Annotated in this window: 13 protein-coding genes; 11 read left to right on the top strand and 2 right to left on the bottom strand. The window is 54.5% G+C overall.

What is annotated here, in order from left to right; genetic code table 11:
- The first annotated feature begins 330 nt into the window (after positions 1-330).
- The 7 genes from arnB to arnF are packed head-to-tail and all read left to right on the top strand — an operon-like array spanning position 331 to position 7,671.
- Positions 331-1,467 carry a UDP-4-amino-4-deoxy-L-arabinose aminotransferase gene (gene arnB, locus ACXIZX_RS22160; protein ID WP_179452641.1) on the top strand — a complete coding sequence of 379 codons (1,137 nt, stop codon included), beginning with the start codon at positions 331-333 and terminating at the stop codon, positions 1,465-1,467.
- 1 nt (position 1,468) lies between these two features.
- Positions 1,469-2,455 carry an undecaprenyl-phosphate 4-deoxy-4-formamido-L-arabinose transferase gene (gene arnC / locus ACXIZX_RS22155; RefSeq protein WP_008107434.1) on the top strand — a complete coding sequence of 329 codons (987 nt, stop codon included), beginning with the start codon at positions 1,469-1,471 and terminating at the stop codon, positions 2,453-2,455.
- Positions 2,452-4,431: a bifunctional UDP-4-amino-4-deoxy-L-arabinose formyltransferase/UDP-glucuronic acid oxidase ArnA gene (arnA, locus tag ACXIZX_RS22150; RefSeq protein ID WP_479405049.1), complete on the top strand. Its 1,980-nt coding sequence runs from the start codon at positions 2,452-2,454 to the stop codon at positions 4,429-4,431. Before arnC ends, arnA begins: the two co-directional genes overlap by 4 nt.
- Positions 4,428-5,312, top strand: a complete 885-nt coding sequence (gene arnD / locus ACXIZX_RS22145) for a 4-deoxy-4-formamido-L-arabinose-phosphoundecaprenol deformylase (protein WP_479405048.1) — start codon at positions 4,428-4,430, stop codon at positions 5,310-5,312. The genes arnA and arnD overlap by 4 nt, the downstream gene beginning before the upstream one ends.
- A gap of 18 nt (positions 5,313-5,330) precedes the next feature.
- Positions 5,331-6,992 (top strand): lipid IV(A) 4-amino-4-deoxy-L-arabinosyltransferase, encoded by a 1,662-nt coding sequence (gene arnT / locus ACXIZX_RS22140; protein WP_479405047.1) that lies wholly within the window; start codon positions 5,331-5,333, stop codon positions 6,990-6,992.
- The gene (gene arnE / locus ACXIZX_RS22135; protein WP_008107425.1) at positions 6,989-7,309 is read left to right on the top strand and encodes a 4-amino-4-deoxy-L-arabinose-phosphoundecaprenol flippase subunit ArnE; all 321 of its coding nucleotides are present in this window, start codon (positions 6,989-6,991) and stop codon (positions 7,307-7,309) included. The genes arnT and arnE overlap by 4 nt, the downstream gene beginning before the upstream one ends.
- Positions 7,306-7,671: a 4-amino-4-deoxy-L-arabinose-phosphoundecaprenol flippase subunit ArnF gene (gene arnF / locus ACXIZX_RS22130; RefSeq protein WP_479405046.1), complete on the top strand. Its 366-nt coding sequence runs from the start codon at positions 7,306-7,308 to the stop codon at positions 7,669-7,671. Before arnE ends, arnF begins: the two co-directional genes overlap by 4 nt.
- A gap of 31 nt (positions 7,672-7,702) precedes the next feature.
- Here arnF and ACXIZX_RS22125 read toward each other — a convergent pair whose 3' ends face one another.
- Positions 7,703-8,860: an alpha-hydroxy acid oxidase gene (locus tag ACXIZX_RS22125; protein WP_479405044.1), complete on the bottom strand. Its 1,158-nt coding sequence runs from the start codon at positions 8,858-8,860 to the stop codon at positions 7,703-7,705.
- Between the two features lie 391 nt (positions 8,861-9,251).
- Here ACXIZX_RS22125 and ACXIZX_RS22120 point away from each other — a divergent pair, with 391 nt between their 5' ends.
- The 4 genes from ACXIZX_RS22120 to ACXIZX_RS22105 all read left to right on the top strand — a co-directional run bounded on the left by ACXIZX_RS22120 (position 9,252) and on the right by ACXIZX_RS22105 (position 14,108).
- A complete protein-coding gene (locus ACXIZX_RS22120; protein ID WP_479405043.1) occupies positions 9,252-10,688 on the top strand; it encodes a sugar porter family MFS transporter in 1,437 nt (478 codons plus the stop codon).
- 131 nt (positions 10,689-10,819) lie between these two features.
- Entirely contained in the window at positions 10,820-11,641 is an 822-nt protein-coding gene (locus ACXIZX_RS22115; RefSeq protein WP_479405042.1) for a TIM barrel protein, read from the top strand.
- Positions 11,642-11,651: 10 nt separating this feature from the next.
- Entirely contained in the window at positions 11,652-12,662 is a 1,011-nt protein-coding gene (gene iolG, locus ACXIZX_RS22110) for a bifunctional inositol 2-dehydrogenase/D-chiro-inositol 1-dehydrogenase (protein WP_479405041.1), read from the top strand.
- Positions 12,663-12,890: 228 nt separating this feature from the next.
- On the top strand, positions 12,891-14,108 hold the full coding sequence (locus ACXIZX_RS22105) for an aromatic amino acid transporter (protein WP_479405040.1): 1,218 nt from the start codon (positions 12,891-12,893) through the stop codon (positions 14,106-14,108).
- Positions 14,109-14,176: 68 nt separating this feature from the next.
- On the opposite strand, the gene ACXIZX_RS22100 is transcribed toward ACXIZX_RS22105, so the two are convergent.
- On the bottom strand, positions 14,177-15,280 hold the full coding sequence (locus tag ACXIZX_RS22100; RefSeq protein WP_479405039.1) for an NADH:flavin oxidoreductase/NADH oxidase: 1,104 nt from the start codon (positions 15,278-15,280) through the stop codon (positions 14,177-14,179).
- Positions 15,281-15,291 lie beyond the last annotated feature (11 nt).

Genomic DNA, 15,291 nt, shown 5'->3' with positions numbered 1-15,291 from the left:
AAGAAGAGTATAGTTAATAATCCACAGCTTTTTCATGCCTACTTTCTTCTACCAAACTTCAACATTTATTAAAAAAGCCGACTTGTTATCGCACCATTTAATGTTGAGTTAAGTATTCGTCCGTATGTTGTTTCCTCAGCCGATAAAAAAGCCCTACTTATGTTTTTTTTAAGCGCCCAAAAAAGTTAACAGTTTGTGCTGTCAAATTTGTATGGTTTAACCTACGTTTAAACAGCAAGTTACTTAATGTTGTTGTGGTATCAATCAATTGCACATTTTTACATGGTCCTGATGCAGGAAACTCAAGGCGTTAAACGTTAAGGTAAACTTATGACTTTCCTTCCATTTTCGCGCCCATCGTTGGGTGAGGAAGAGTTGGCTGCGGTTAAAGCAGTATTTGAATCAGGCTGGATTACGACGGGTCCAAAGAATGCTGAACTGGAAGAGGCTTTTTGCCAGCTCACCGGTAATCAGCATGCGATTGCCGTTAGTTCCGCTACGGCAGGAATGCATGTCACGCTGCTGGCACTGAATATTCAGCCCGGCGATGAAGTGATCACGCCGTCTCTGACCTGGGTTTCCACCATTAACATCATCACACTGCTCGGTGCGACGCCGGTGATGATCGATATCGATCGCGACACCTTGATGGTGACGCCGGAGCAGATTGAAGCGGCGATCACGCCGCGCACGCGCGCCATCATTCCGGTGCATTACGCGGGCGCACCCGCCGATTTGGATGCCATCCGCGCCATCGGTGAGCGTCATGGCATTCCGGTGATTGAGGACGCCGCCCACGCTGCGGGCTGTTACTACAAAGGCAAGCACGTTGGTCAACAGGGCACGGCGATATTCTCCTTCCACGCCATCAAAAACATGACCTGCGCCGAAGGTGGCTTGATTGTGACCGATGATGCTGCGCTGGCCGACCGCATGCGCAGCCTGAAATTCCACGGCCTCGGCGTCGATGCTTACGATCGCCACACCCATGGCCGCAAGCCGCAGGCGGAAGTGATCATGCCGGGCTTCAAATACAACTTGCCGGATATCAGCGCCGCCATTGCATTGGTGCAGCTGAAAAAACTGCCCGCCATCAATGAGCGCCGCGCGGCGATTGCGCAACGTTATCTCACCGAACTGGCGGATACGCCGTTTCTGCCGCTGACGCAGCCAGAATGGGCGCATCAGCACGCGTGGCATCTGTTCATCATTCGTGTTGATGAGTCGCAATGTGGCACTACCCGCGATGCATTAATGGAAACACTTAAAGCGCAGGATATCGGCACCGGCCTGCATTTCCGTGCTGCACACACCCACAAATATTACCGCGAACGCTATCCGCAGCTCTCACTGCCGCACACCGAATGGAATAGCGATCGCATTTGCTCAATCCCGTTGTTCCCTGATATGCGCGACGAAGATGTCACGCGCGTGATTAGTGCATTGCGTCAGATCGCTGGAGTTTGACATGTTGGAAGAAAAAGCCATTCGGAAAGTCTCCGTGGTGATCCCGGTGTACAACGAAGAGGAGAGCCTGCCGGAATTGGTACGTCGTACCGATGCGGCCTGCGCGGAATTAGGTCTGGAGTACGAGATTCTGCTGGTTGATGACGGTAGCAGCGATCGCTCAGGTGAGATGATTGCTGACGCTGCGGATATGCCGGGCAGCCATGTGGTTGGCGTGTTACTCAATCGTAATTACGGCCAGCACTCGGCGATCATGGCGGGCTTTAGCCACGTGAGCGGCGACTTGATCATCACGCTGGACGCCGATCTGCAAAACCCGCCGGAAGAGATCCCGAACCTGGTGAAAGCGGCACAGCAGGGTTATGACGTAGTAGGCACCGTGCGTCAAAACCGGCAGGACAGCTGGTTCCGTCGTCGCGCCTCACGCACCATTAATCACCTGATTCAGCGCGTCACCGGCAAAGCGATGGGCGATTACGGCTGCATGTTACGCGCTTATCGCCGCCATATTGTCGATGCGATGCTGAACTGCCACGAGCGCAGCACCTTTATTCCCATCCTCGCTAACACCTTTGCTCGCCGCACTATTGAGCTGCCGGTGGCGCATGCCGAGCGCGAGTTTGGCGATTCGAAATACAGCTTTATGCGGCTGATTAACCTGATGTATGACCTGGTGACTTGCCTCACCACCACGCCGCTGCGTCTGCTGAGTATCGTCGGCAGCCTGATTGCGCTGGCCGGTTTTGCCTTCTCGCTGATTCTGATTGTGCTACGTCTGTTCCTCGGCGCCGCCTGGGCCGGCGATGGCGTGTTCCTGCTGTTCGCCGTGCTGTTTATTTTTGTCGGTGCGCAGTTTATCGGTATGGGATTACTCGGCGAATACATCGGCCGCATTTACAACGACGTACGCGCCCGTCCGCGCTACTTCATCCAACGTGTGATTCACCCACAGCAAAAAGCCTCATCTGTACAGGAAATTGAGCAATGAAAACTGTCGTCTTCGCCTACGCCGAAATGGGCTGTGCGGGTATTTCTGCACTTCTGAACGCTGGCTATGATATCAGCGCTATTTTTACCCACTCAGACACAGGAACTGAGAGCCACTTTTTTGACTCCGTTGCGCGTTTAGCCGCTGAGCAGGGCATTCCGGTTTATGCGCCGGAAGATGTGAATCACCCGCTGTGGGTCGATCGCATCAAAACCATGGCGCCGGATTACATCTTCTCCTTCTACTATCGTGCTTTGCTGAACGACAGCATCCTCAGCTGCGCAAAACTGGGTGCTTTTAACCTGCACGGTTCGCTGCTGCCAAAATACCGTGGCCGCGCACCGCTGAATTGGGTGCTGGTCAATGGCGAAACCGAAACCGGCGTAACCTTGCACCGTATGGTGAAACGCGCAGATGCCGGTGACATCGTGGCGCAACAGCGCGTCGCGATTGATGAGCAGGACAACGCATTAACGCTGCATCGCAAACTGGTGGCCTGCGCCACCGAAGTCCTGAACAACGCGTTGCCGGGAGTGAAACGTGGCGATATCGTCACCACACCACAAATCGAAAGTGAAGCTACGGTTGTTGGTCGTCGCACACCGGAAGATGGTCGCATCAAATGGGAAGCCCCGGCGCAGACGGTCAACAATCTGGTGCGTGCCGTAACTTATCCGTGGCCGGGCGCGTTTGCCTTCGCCGGCACCGTGAAATTCGTGGTGTGGAAAAGCCGCGTGCATAACGTTGATCACCACGCCAAACCGGGCACCGTATTGTCTGTTGAGCCGTTCCTCATCGCCTGCGGTGAAGGTGCGCTGGAAGTGATGACCGGTCAAAGCGATAACGGCGTCTTTATGAACGGCAGCCAGCTGGCGCAAAACCTCGGCATGGTGAAGGGCGCATTGCTCTATTCTCAGCCAGTGGCAGCGGTAAAACGTCGGACGCGCGTGTTGATCCTTGGCGTGAACGGCTTTATCGGTAACCACCTCACTGAGCGTCTGCTGCAGGATGATAACTTTGAAGTATACGGTTTAGACATCGGTTCTGATGCCATCAGCCGTTTCCTCGATCAGCCGCGCTTCCACTTTGTCGAAGGCGACATCAGCATTCACTCAGAATGGATCGAGTATCACATTAAGAAGTGCGATGTGGTGCTGCCATTGGTGGCGATTGCCACGCCGATTGAGTACACCCGCAATCCACTGCGCGTGTTCGAACTCGATTTTGAAGAGAACCTCAAAATCATTCGTGACTGCGTGAAGTACAAAAAACGCATTATCTTCCCATCGACCTCCGAAGTATACGGTATGTGTACTGACAAACATTTCGATGAGGATCACTCGAATCTGGTGGTGGGGCCGATCAATAAACAGCGCTGGATCTACTCCGTTTCTAAGCAGCTGCTGGATCGCGTGATTTGGGCATACGGTGAGAAAGAAGGGTTGCGCTTTACCTTGTTCCGTCCGTTTAACTGGATGGGGCCGCGCCTCGATAACCTGAACGCCGCACGTATCGGCAGTTCGCGTGCTATCACACAGCTGATCCTCAATCTGGTGGAAGGTTCACCGATTAAGCTGATCGATGGCGGCGCACAGAAGCGTTGCTTCACCGATATTCGTGATGGCATTGAAGCGCTGTTCCGCATCATCGAGAACAAGCAGAACAACTGCGATGGTCAGATCGTCAACATCGGTAACCCGGATAACGAAGCCAGCATCAAAGAGTTGGCCGAGCGTCTGCTGGCGAGTTTTGAACGTCATCCGCTGCGCAGCAACTTCCCACCGTTTGCTGGATTCCGTGAAGTAGAAAGCAGCAGCTATTACGGTAAAGGTTATCAGGACGTGGAACATCGCAAGCCGTCGATCAAAAACGCGCGTCGTCTGCTGGACTGGACGCCAACCGTCGAGATGGATACCACCATCGATAACACGCTGGACTTCTTCCTGCGCACCGTTGAGCTGCAGGATAAGCCATGAAAAAAGTAGGTTTGCGCGTCGATGTAGATACCTGGCGCGGCACCCAATTCGGGGTGCCGGCGCTACTGGAGCAATTCAGTCTGCATCAGCTGCAGGCCAGTTTTTTCTTCAGTGTTGGACCGGACAATATGGGGCGCCACTTGTGGCGCCTGTTAAAACCGCGCTTCCTGTGGAAAATGCTGCGTTCGCGCGCAGCATCTCTTTACGGCTGGGATATCTTGCTGGCAGGCACTGCGTGGCCGGGACGGGAAATTGGTCGCGGTTTGGAGGAGATCATCAGCGCCACCGCCGATCATCACGAAGTCGGTTTGCATGCCTGGGATCACTTTGCCTGGCAAACCTGGGCGGGCGTATGGCCGCACGAGAAACTGGTTGAGCAGATAGCGCGCGGGAAACAGGCGCTGGAAGCGATTATTGGTGACAATGTCACTTGCTCAGCGGTAGCGGGTTGGCGGGCTGACGGTCGGGTAGTGGCTGCCAAACAGCAGTTTGGCTTCAGCTACAACAGCGACTGCCGTGGAACGGGCCCATTTCTGCCCATTCTTAGCGATGGCAGTATCGGCACGGTACAAATTCCGGTGACCTTGCCCACCTGGGATGAAGTGGTGGGACAATCGGTAAGCGCGGAAGGTTTTAACGACTTTATTCTCGAGCAGATTCATGCTGCAACGGGTGCGCCGGTCTACACCATTCATGCCGAAGTGGAAGGGATTGTCGGACTGAAGGCGTTCGCCGATCTGCTTAGACGTGCAGAAGAGCAGGACATTGAGTTTTGTCCACTCAGTGCCTTGTTACCCGACGATCACTCTACGCTGCCACAGGGCAACATCGTGCGCGGGCATATTCCCGGACGCGAAGGCTGGCTAGGCTGCCAGCGTTAATATCTACAGGAACCACGGATGCGTACAGGCACTAAAACCGCATTACTCATCGCGCTCTTCGCGCTTTTTTACCTGATCCCGATTGAGTTTCGCGCCTTATGGCAGCCGGACGAAACCCGCTACGCTGAAATCAGTCGTGAAATGCTGTTCAGCGGCAATTGGGTGGTGCCGCATTTCTTTGACCTCCGCTACTTCGAAAAACCGATAGCCGGATATTGGATCAATAACATTGGCCAATGGTTATTCGGTCACACTAACTTTGGCGTGCGCGCCGGATCAATTTTCAGCACCACCTTGAGCGCGATGCTGGTGTATTGGCTCGGCACGCAGATGTTCGCCAGTCGCCAAGTCGCACTCACCGGCAGCGTTATTTTCCTGACTTCGCTTCTGGTGTACGGCGTGGGCACTTACGCGGTGCTCGATCCGATCCTGATGCTGTGGCTGGTTGCCGCGATGTGCAGTTACTGGCTGGCATCGCAGGCCAGTACTACGCGGCAACGCTTATGCGGCTATGTTTTGCTAGGCGCGGCCTGCGCCATGGGCTTCATGACCAAAGGCTTTCTCGCGCTGGCGGTGCCGTTGTTGGCGATTCTGCCGTGGGCCATTTGGCAACGTCGCTTCGGTGAACTGCTGCGCTGGGGGCCGCTGACGATTGTGGTTGCTGTGCTGCTCAGCACGCCGTGGGCGCTGGCGATTAATCAGCAGGAAGGGGATTTTTGGCACTACTTCTTCTGGGTCGAGCATATTCAGCGTTTCGCCGAGTCAGATGCACAGCACAAAGCGCCATTCTGGTACTACATTCCGGTGTTGCTGGCGGGCTGTTTGCCGTGGCTGGCGCTGCTGCCGGGATCGCTGCTCGGCGCGTGGCGTCAGCGCAGCCAGCAAGCCGGGCCGATCTATTTGCTGAGCTGGGTGCTGATGCCGCTGCTGTTTTTCAGTATCGCTAAAGGCAAATTGCCGACCTACATTTTGCCGTGCTTCGCGCCGCTGGCGCTGCTAATGGCGCATTATGCGCACAGCGGTTCGGCGCAGGTGATCAAAGCGCTGAAAGTGAATGGCTGGATCAACCTGCTGTTCGGTGCGATTGCCGCAATCGTGTTACTGGTGGTGCTAGCTCCGTGGGGCATTTCGCATCGTCCGGTTTACAGCAGCGAAGAGATTGTTGGCGTGATCTGCGCGGCACTCTCCTTTATCGGATGGGGCGTGATGGGCTGGCTGAGCCGTAAACCGGAGAACGGCCGCTGGCAGTTAGCCGCGCTTTGTCCGCTGGCGCTGGCGTTACTGGTGGGCTTTGCCATTCCGCAAAAAGTGCGGGATTCCAAGCAGCCGCAGAGTTTTGTCAGCGCGGTGCACGATCAACTGGCGGATAGTCGTTATCTGCTGGCCAACAATCCTGGCGTGGCATCGGCGGTGGCCTGGGAACTGCAGCGCAGCGACATCAATTTCTATGATGCCAAAGGCGAGTTGCAATATGGCCTGAGCTATCCGGATGCGCAGTCACACTATATTGATGCGGATAACTTTGCCGACTGGCTGCGCGTGCATCGCCGTCAGGGCAAGGTTTCATTGGTATTGATGATGAATTCCAGCGACAAAACGCCGGATAAAAACCTGCCGGAACCGGATGACGTCTATCGTCAGGGCCGCCTGGTGTATTACGGCTACGATGTTAAACCATGAATCTGCTGCTGATTTTACTGGTTAGCGTACTGAGCTGTGCCGCCCAGCTGTGTCAGAAGCAGGCCGCTCATCTCGGCATCAAAAAGGGAATTTTTTGGCTGGCGCTCAGCATTCTGCTGCTGGGTATCGGCATGCTGCTGTGGCTTGCGGTATTGCGCGTGGTACCGGTGAGCGTGGCGTATCCGATGCTGAGTCTTAACTTTGTATTGGTGGCCATCGCCGCGCGGCTGATCTGGCGCGAAACCTACAGCCTACAGCAGTGGATTGGCACGCTGGCGATTGTTGCCGGTGTGGCGTTAATGGGAAGTCATCTATGAAAGGCGTGATGCTGGCGCTGTGCAGCGTATTGCTGGTATCGCTGGCGCAGCTGGTTTTGCGAATGGCGATGCTCGATTTCCCGTCGTTGAGCGCATTGCTCAGTTTGCAGCACATCAAACCGCTGCTGCTGTTGGCGATTGGCCTTGGCGCTTACGCGCTGTCGATGTTGTGCTGGATGCTGGCGCTGCGTCATCTGCCGCTTAATCGGCTCTATCCGCTGCTCAGTTTGAGTTATGTGCTGGTGTGGCTGGCGGCGATTTCCTTGCCAATATTGGGGGAAACCTTCCGCTGGAGCAGCTTTGCCGGCGTGCTGCTGATTGTGTTTGGCTTGCTGCTGGTTTCGCTGCCGCGCAAGCAATGATTGTCCGTAGTGTCGCCATTCATGGCGACCCTCAACCAACCAACCGCAAATGCTTCTCCCCTAAATCCGCCAGTGAAGCCGCGCCTAACATGCCTAAATCGCGGCTAATCTCGCTGGTAATCAAGTCGATAGCTAAATTGACGCCCGCTAAACCGCCTACCGCACAAGCATAATTAAACGGCCGCCCGACAAAGCAGGCTTTTGCGCCCAGCGCGATAGCTTTAATGGCGTCGGTGCCGCGTCGAATTCCGCTATCAAACATCACCGTCATTTCACCCGCTGCTGCAACGATTTCCGGCAGCACATAAAGCGGCGGAATCACCGTATCCAGCTGTCGTCCACCATGATTCGATACAACAATGCCGTCGATGCCGATGGTTTTACAGCGCAGCGCATCGTTACGGCTGAGAATGCCTTTAATCACCATCGCGCCCGGCCAGTGCGCGCGGATATGTTCGATATGCTGCCAGGTTAAGTGGCTGCGGCCGCTGAAATCCCGTACCGCATTTTTCGAAAACAGCGGTGCGCCACGCTGCGCATTATTGTTCTCAAAATAGGGCATGCCGCTTTTCAGCAGCGTCTTAAGCAAAGTTCCGGTTAACCAGCGCGGATGCGTGATGCCTTGCCACGCCAACTTCAGGCTGGGACGGAACGGCGTGGCGAATCCGGCGCGCACGTTGTTTTCCCGGTTGGCCTTAACCGGCGTGTCCACGGTGATCACCAGCACCGGAATCGCGGCCTGCTTAACGCGATCGATCAGCGCATCAATCTCCTCCAGCGTTTTCGGCAGATAGGCCTGAAACCACATATCGGGATTCACTTGCGCCACATCTTCCAGCCGCGTCAGCGAGGAGCCGCTCATGATAAACGGTACGTTCTTCTCTTTCGCCGCGCGTGCCATGGTGCAATCGCCATCAAAACCGGTTAACGCTGAGATGCCCATCGGCGCGATGCCAACCGGCGCCGCGTAGCTTTGCCCAAACAGCTCAACCCCGATGTTGCGCTGCGACACATCCACCATGTTTTCCGGGATCAGGCTGTAGCGCGCATAAGATGCCAGCGTGTTGCGCAGCGCGATATTGTCTTCGACGCCGCCAGAAACATAGGCGAACAGCGGATGCGGCAGATGACGTTTGGCATACTTCTCGAAGTCGTTCAGGGATAGGCAACGCGACTGCATATTGCGCATGAAGGTGATGATCCAGTTGGCGAGACGGCAGGGGAAAAGCAAAGAAATCAATGCTATTGCACGAGCGGGATTTTACAAATCTATAATTCGGCAATGTTAATGCGCGAAATGCATATAGACGGTCGCCATAAATGGCGACCCTACGGATTTAATATCACCTTACACATAGGGTCGCCATTCATGGCGACCATTTTAATTACCATGATGAATCCAGCCTAAATAAAATCCCCCCTGATGCAATTCCATCAAAATAAAAACACCAGAATGCTTGAACTCACACTTCGGAAAACAAATTCCAAATAAAAATTAACATGAAATAAAAATGCCGTTAGCGTGAATGCTCTGTTTTGTTCTGCCGTATTTCCTTATGTATTTTTTACCAGGAGGTATTATGGAAAGAGAACTGTATATATCCACCAACACGGCTTCCGGCCCGAATAGCACTACGCGCACCGAGCCCTTTGTTAAAATAATCGCGCTGGTTGCCACGCTGGGTGGATTACTGTTTGGCTACGATACCGGCGTGGTATCGGGCGCTTTGCTGTTTATGCGTGACGATTTGCAACTCACGCCATTTACCACCGGATTAGTCACCAGTTCACTGCTGTTTGGCGCCGCTTTTGGCGCGCTGCTCGCCGGTCATTTCGCCGACGCGCTGGGACGCCGCAAAATCATCATTTCCCTCGCCTTTATTTTTGCCCTTGGCGCTATTGGTTCGGCTTTCGCGCCGGATGTTATTTCAATGATCGCTTCACGTTTGTTCCTGGGCATCGCCGTCGGTGGCGCGGCGGCCACGGTGCCGGTGTATATCGCGGAAATCGCACCAGCCAATAAGCGCGGCCAGTTGGTGACTTTGCAGGAGCTGATGATTGTTTCGGGCCAGCTGCTGGCGTACGTGTCCAACGCCACTTTCAACGAAATCTGGGGCGGAGAGCACACCTGGCGCTGGATGATCGCCATCTCGACTGTACCCGCCGTTTTGCTGTGGTTTGGCATGATCTTTATGCCAGAAAGCCCGCGTTGGCACGTGATGCGCGGTAATAACAACGAAGCGCGCAAAGTGCTGGAGAAAACCCGCGCGGCGGATGACGTCGATTGGGAGCTGGAAGAGATCGAAGAAACCATCGAAGAGAACCGGCAACAGGGCAAAGGCCGCCTGGGCGATCTGCGTACGCCGTGGCTGCGCAAGGTGTTTCTGCTCGGTATCGGTATAGCGGCGATTCAGCAGCTGACCGGCGTCAACACCATAATGTATTACGCGCCGACCATGCTGACGGCAACCGGTTTAAGCAACGATGCCGCGCTGTTTGCCACCATCGCTAACGGCGTGATTTCGGTGCTGATGACGCTGGTCGGGATCTGGATGATCGGCAAAATTGGCCGTCGTCCGCTGGTGTTGGTTGGACAGATGGGTTGCACCGCGTGCCTGTTCTTTATCGCGGCGGTGTGCTTCTTTATGCCGGAATATCATTCGGCAGGCGACGTTAATCTGCTGCGCGCCTATCTGGTGCTGGCGGGGATGTTGATGTTCCTGTGCTTCCAGCAGGGCGCGCTGTCGCCGGTTACCTGGCTATTACTTTCTGAGATCTTCCCGGCGCGGATGCGCGGTATTTGCATGGGCGGCGCGGTGTTTGCGCTGTGGATGGCGAATTTCGCCATTTCGATGGCGTTCCCGCTACTGCTGGCGGCGTTTGGCCTAGCGGGTGCCTTCTTAACCTTTGCGGTGATTGGTATTGGTGGATCGATGTTTGTGTTGCGCACCATCCCGGAAACCAAAGGGCGCAGCCTGGAGCAGGTCGAGCACTACTTCCATGAGTTGTATAAATGATGTTGCGTTGATGTAAATCAATCAAAGTTCTGGCAGAGCTGCAAAACGACATCGCTTACTATCGCAAGATATCGACGCGTCACAACAAAACAGAAAGTAAATAATATTACTCTTTCAGGATAGAACACACCATGACCTACAAAATAAGCCATGACCGACTCTGCGTTAATCGTAAAATTGCGCCCAACCTCAGCCTCGAACAGTTTTTCTCGCTGGTTGAAAAGTTAGGGTTAAATAAGGTCGAAATCCGCAATGATATGAAAAGTGGCAGCGTGACTGATCATTTATCCGGTGAACAAGTTCGTGAGCTGGCTAAACAACATGCGTTCACAATCGAAACCATTAATGCGGTTTATCCGTTTAACCAATTAACCGATGAGGTGCTGGAAAAAACGCACGCTTTATTAACCGCTGCGCGTGAAACCGGTGCCAAAGCGTTAGTACTTTGCCCACTGAATGACGGCACGGTTATTTCCCAGCAGCAAACCGTCGATGCGTTAAAAACACTGGCACCGCTGTTCGCTGAATATGGCATCGCCGGTCTGGTTGAGCCGCTCGGGTTCCCGCAAAGCTCACTGCGTTCTGCCGCACTGGCACAACAGCTGATCAAGCAAGCGGGCGCGCCGTTCAAAATCGTACTGGATACTTTTCACCACCACTTGTACGAAGGCGCTGAGCAAGACTTTGCTGGCGGCGTTGACGTCAATAACATCGGGCTGGTGCATCTCTCTGGCGTCACCGATGCGCGCCCAACGCATCAGTTAACCGACGAAGAGCGCATCATGCTGAGCGCCGACGATCTGCTGAAATCGAAACAACAAGTGCAGCGTCTGGAAGAGATGGGCTATCGCGGCATCTATGCCTTTGAACCGTTTTCTTCCGTAATGGATGGCTGGAGCGAAGAACAGATTGCTCAGGAAATCCAATCCAGCATTGCTTATCTGAATAATTAAGGAACACGCTATGACGCTCAATATTGGTGTAATTGGCACGGGCGCGATCGGTCGCGAACACATTCGTCGTTGTAGCCAGGTGCTGCAACATTCGCGCGTAGTGGCGCTGAATGACATCAACCGCAGCAACTGCGAACAGATCATTCAAGATCTGGGGATTCAGGCGGAGATCTATGACAACGCACATGACCTGATTAACGCACCAGAAGTACAGGCGATTCTGGTCACGTCGTGGGGCCCAACTCACGAAGAGTTCGTGCTGGCGGCAATTAAAGCGGGTAAAGCAGTGTTCTGCGAAAAACCGCTGGCGGTCACCGCGCAGGGTTGCATGAACATCGTTGAGGCGGAAATCGCCGCCGGTAAGAAGCTGGTGCAGGTTGGTTTTATGCGTCCTTACGACAGCGGCTATCGCGCGCTGAGAGCGGTGATTGAGAACGGTGATATCGGCGAACCGCTGATGTTGCACTGCGCGCACCGCAATCCCGAAGTCGGCGATTCTTACACCACCGATATGGCCATCACCGATACGCTGATTCATGAGCTCGATGTGCTGCGCTGGTTGCTGAAAGATGATTACGTTAGCACGCAGGTGATCTACCCACGCTCAACCAGTAAAGCGGCTGCGCATCTGAAAGATCCTCAAATCGTGCTGCTGGAAACCGCCAAAGGCGTGCGCATCGATGTAGAAATCTTCGTTAACTGCGCTTACGGCTACGATATTCAGTGTGAAGTGGTGGGCGAAAGCGGTATCGCACGTTTGCCTGAACCGATGTCGGTACAGACACGCAGCGCGGCCAAACTCTCCACCAGTATTCTTACCGATTGGAAAAAGCGTTTCATTGATGCCTATGACGTGGAGTTGCAGGATTTTATCAACAGCGTGTTATCAGGTGAGATGACCGGTCCATCGGCGTGGGATGGTTATGCGGCGGCGGTCGCGGCCGATGCCTGCGTTGCGGCGCAAAACTCTGGTGACATCGTGCCGATCACCATGCCGGCGAAACCAGCGTTCTATAACTAAGTTCTTTTTCCTTCCTTAAACGCGCGTTCTGATGGCGTAATGCTCGTCAGTTAAGCGTCTTTCGGTCACCATAAATGGCGACCCTACAACGGATTGGCGCTTTTTTCGTAGGGTGCGCATTCATGCGCACCTGCATAATGGCGCGCGTTTTATCTCGTATCACACTCTCATCTCAGCGTTTTCCCGTGTATCATCGCCGCCTTTAAGCAGTTTTGTAGGGAATAAGTGATGACGGAGATGACATTCTCCCGCCGCCAGCCTTCTGTATGGTGGGGCGCGATGATTATTTGCGGCACCGTAGTGGGCGCAGGGATGTTTACGCTGCCAGTGGTGATGGCGGGCGCGTGGTTTGGCTGGGCGATGGTGTTACTGCTGATCAGTTGGGGCGGCATGTTGCTGTCCGGCTTGTTGTTTATGCGTGTCAGCCTGAAGTATCCGCCTGGCGCGGGTTACGACACCTTAACCAAAGATTTACTCGGGCGCGGCTGGGCGGCGCTTAATGGACTCAGCATCTTATTTGTCCTCGGCATCCTCACTTACGCCTACATTTCGGCCAGCGGCCCGGTTTATCAGCACTCCATCAGTCAGTTGGGATTACCGATCTCTACCGCAGAAGCCAAAATATTGCTGACGCTGTGCGTTGCTTTAGTGGTGTGGCTCGGCACCACCGGCGTCAGTCGCTTGATGACCTTTTGTGTGCTGGCAAAAATTCTGCTGTTGATCGTGCTGTTTGGCGGCTTACTCACGCAGGTGAACGTGCCGTCGTTAATGAGCGGACCCGTAGCAGGCGAACAGTACTGGCCTTATGCACTTGGCGTGCTGCCTTTTTGTCTCGCGTCATTTGGTTATCACGGCAACATCACCGGTCTGGTGAGTTATTACGAAGGTAATAAGCAGAACATTACGCGCGCTTTGGTATTGGGTACCTTGCTGTCGCTGGCGCTGTATCTGTTTTGGCTGACCAGCACTATGGGAAATATTCCGCGCGATGCGTTTCCCGAGATTGTGAAGCAGGGCGGTGATATCGCGGCACTGATGGCAGCGCTGCGTGATCATCTGCACGTTAATGCGCTGGCGCTAATGATGTCGATCTTCTCGCATTTCGCGGTGATCGCTTCATTCCTCGGCGTTACCGCTGGTCTGTTTGATTTCATCGCCGATCGTCTGGGATTCGGAAATTCACCCGGCGCACGTTTGAAAACCGCCAGCCTGACTTTCCTGCCGCCGTTACTCGCCTCGATCTTGTGGCCAAATGGCTTTGTTGCGGCGATTGGTTTTGCCGGACTGTTTGCCACTTTGTGGGCGGTGATCATCCCGGCTATGCTGGCGTGGAAATCTCAGCAACGCTGTTCATTGGCGGTAGTTTTACTGTTTGTGTTTGGCGCGATGAATATACTGGCCTGGCTGCTGAGCTGGTTTGGGGTGTTGCCGGAATTTGGTGGGTGATGTTGTTCGCCATAAATGGCGATCCTATGTTTAACCGGTGCGCATAAATGCGCACCGGGTCAAAACCATTACTCTTTATTGGAAATCAGTGTGCCTTTCAGGCCGTGCGGCTCGGAACGCAGATACTGCGGTGGTGCTTTGGCCTGCGCACCCAATTCAGCGGCGGCATGCCACGGCCAGCGTGGGTCGTAAAGCACCGCGCGCGCCAGCGCGATCAAATCAGCATCACCTTCCTGCAAGGCTTGTTCTGCCTGCTTCGGCTCCGTAATCAAGCCAACGCCAATCACCGGAATCTTCACCTGTTTGCGGATGTCGCGGGCAAAAGGCAGCTGATAGCCGGGACCAACGGTAATTTTCTGCTGCGGTGACAGGCCGCCGCTGGAAACGTGCACGTAATCGCTGCCCGCCGCTTCGAGTTGCTGGCTGAAGACAATCGACTGCTCAACATCCCAGCCACCTTCAACCCAATCCGTTGCTGAAAGGCGCACGCCAACTGCCACCGAATCCGGCAGCGTGTTGCGCACCGCATGGAACACTTCCAGCGGGAAGCGCAGACGATTCTCCAGCGAACCGCCGTATTCATCCTCACGCTGGTTACTCAGTGGCGACAAGAACTGATGCAGCAAATAGCCGTGCGCGGCGTGCAGTTCAATTAACTGAATACCGAGTTTGGCGGCACGCTGCGCGCTGTCTACAAAGGCCTGTTTCAGGCGATCTAGATCCTGTTTAGTCAGCGCCACCGGCGCGCGATCTTCAGGATTAAAGCCTTGCGCGGAAGGCGCGACGGTTTGCCAGCCGCCTTGTTCCAGTGACAGCTGATTACCACCGAACCACGGCGCAGCGCAGGACGCTTTACGTCCGGCGTGACCGAGTTGAATACCAAACGGAATGTTAGAATATTGACGGATATCATGCAGAACGCTGGCAAGTGCCGCTTCCGTTGCATCATCCCACAGGCCTAAATCACCGGGAGAAATACGTCCGTCCGCTTCAACGGCCGTGGCTTCGATGATCAGCAAACCGGCGCCGGAAAGTGCCAGTTGCCCGAGATGAATGCGGTGCCAGGCGCTGGCTTTGCCATTCTCAGCGGAGTATTGGCACATCGGCGCGATCACGATGCGATTATCGAGCGTTAACTTACCCAGTTGCGTCGCACTAAACAGTAAACTCATTGAAACCTCAT

The sequence above is a fragment of the Candidatus Pantoea symbiotica genome (genome assembly GCF_056491525.1).
The sequence above is the reverse complement of the archived record's forward strand: the minus strand, read 5'-3'. Positions and strand labels throughout refer to the sequence as shown.

Coding starts and splice junctions, on each gene's coding strand:
- ACXIZX_RS22125 (WP_479405044.1), bottom strand. CDS start 8,860: ATGCGCAATATGCAGTCGCGTTGCCTATCCCTGAACGACTTCGAGAAG.
- arnD (WP_479405048.1), top strand. CDS start 4,428: ATGAAAAAAGTAGGTTTGCGCGTCGATGTAGATACCTGGCGCGGCACC.
- arnC (WP_008107434.1), top strand. CDS start 1,469: ATGTTGGAAGAAAAAGCCATTCGGAAAGTCTCCGTGGTGATCCCGGTG.
- ACXIZX_RS22105 (WP_479405040.1), top strand. CDS start 12,891: ATGACGGAGATGACATTCTCCCGCCGCCAGCCTTCTGTATGGTGGGGC.
- ACXIZX_RS22120 (WP_479405043.1), top strand. CDS start 9,252: ATGGAAAGAGAACTGTATATATCCACCAACACGGCTTCCGGCCCGAAT.
- arnA (WP_479405049.1), top strand. CDS start 2,452: ATGAAAACTGTCGTCTTCGCCTACGCCGAAATGGGCTGTGCGGGTATT.
- ACXIZX_RS22100 (WP_479405039.1), bottom strand. CDS start 15,280: ATGAGTTTACTGTTTAGTGCGACGCAACTGGGTAAGTTAACGCTCGAT.
- arnE (WP_008107425.1), top strand. CDS start 6,989: ATGAATCTGCTGCTGATTTTACTGGTTAGCGTACTGAGCTGTGCCGCC.
- arnT (WP_479405047.1), top strand. CDS start 5,331: ATGCGTACAGGCACTAAAACCGCATTACTCATCGCGCTCTTCGCGCTT.
- ACXIZX_RS22115 (WP_479405042.1), top strand. CDS start 10,820: ATGACCTACAAAATAAGCCATGACCGACTCTGCGTTAATCGTAAAATT.
- arnF (WP_479405046.1), top strand. CDS start 7,306: ATGAAAGGCGTGATGCTGGCGCTGTGCAGCGTATTGCTGGTATCGCTG.
- iolG (WP_479405041.1), top strand. CDS start 11,652: ATGACGCTCAATATTGGTGTAATTGGCACGGGCGCGATCGGTCGCGAA.
- arnB (WP_179452641.1), top strand. CDS start 331: ATGACTTTCCTTCCATTTTCGCGCCCATCGTTGGGTGAGGAAGAGTTG.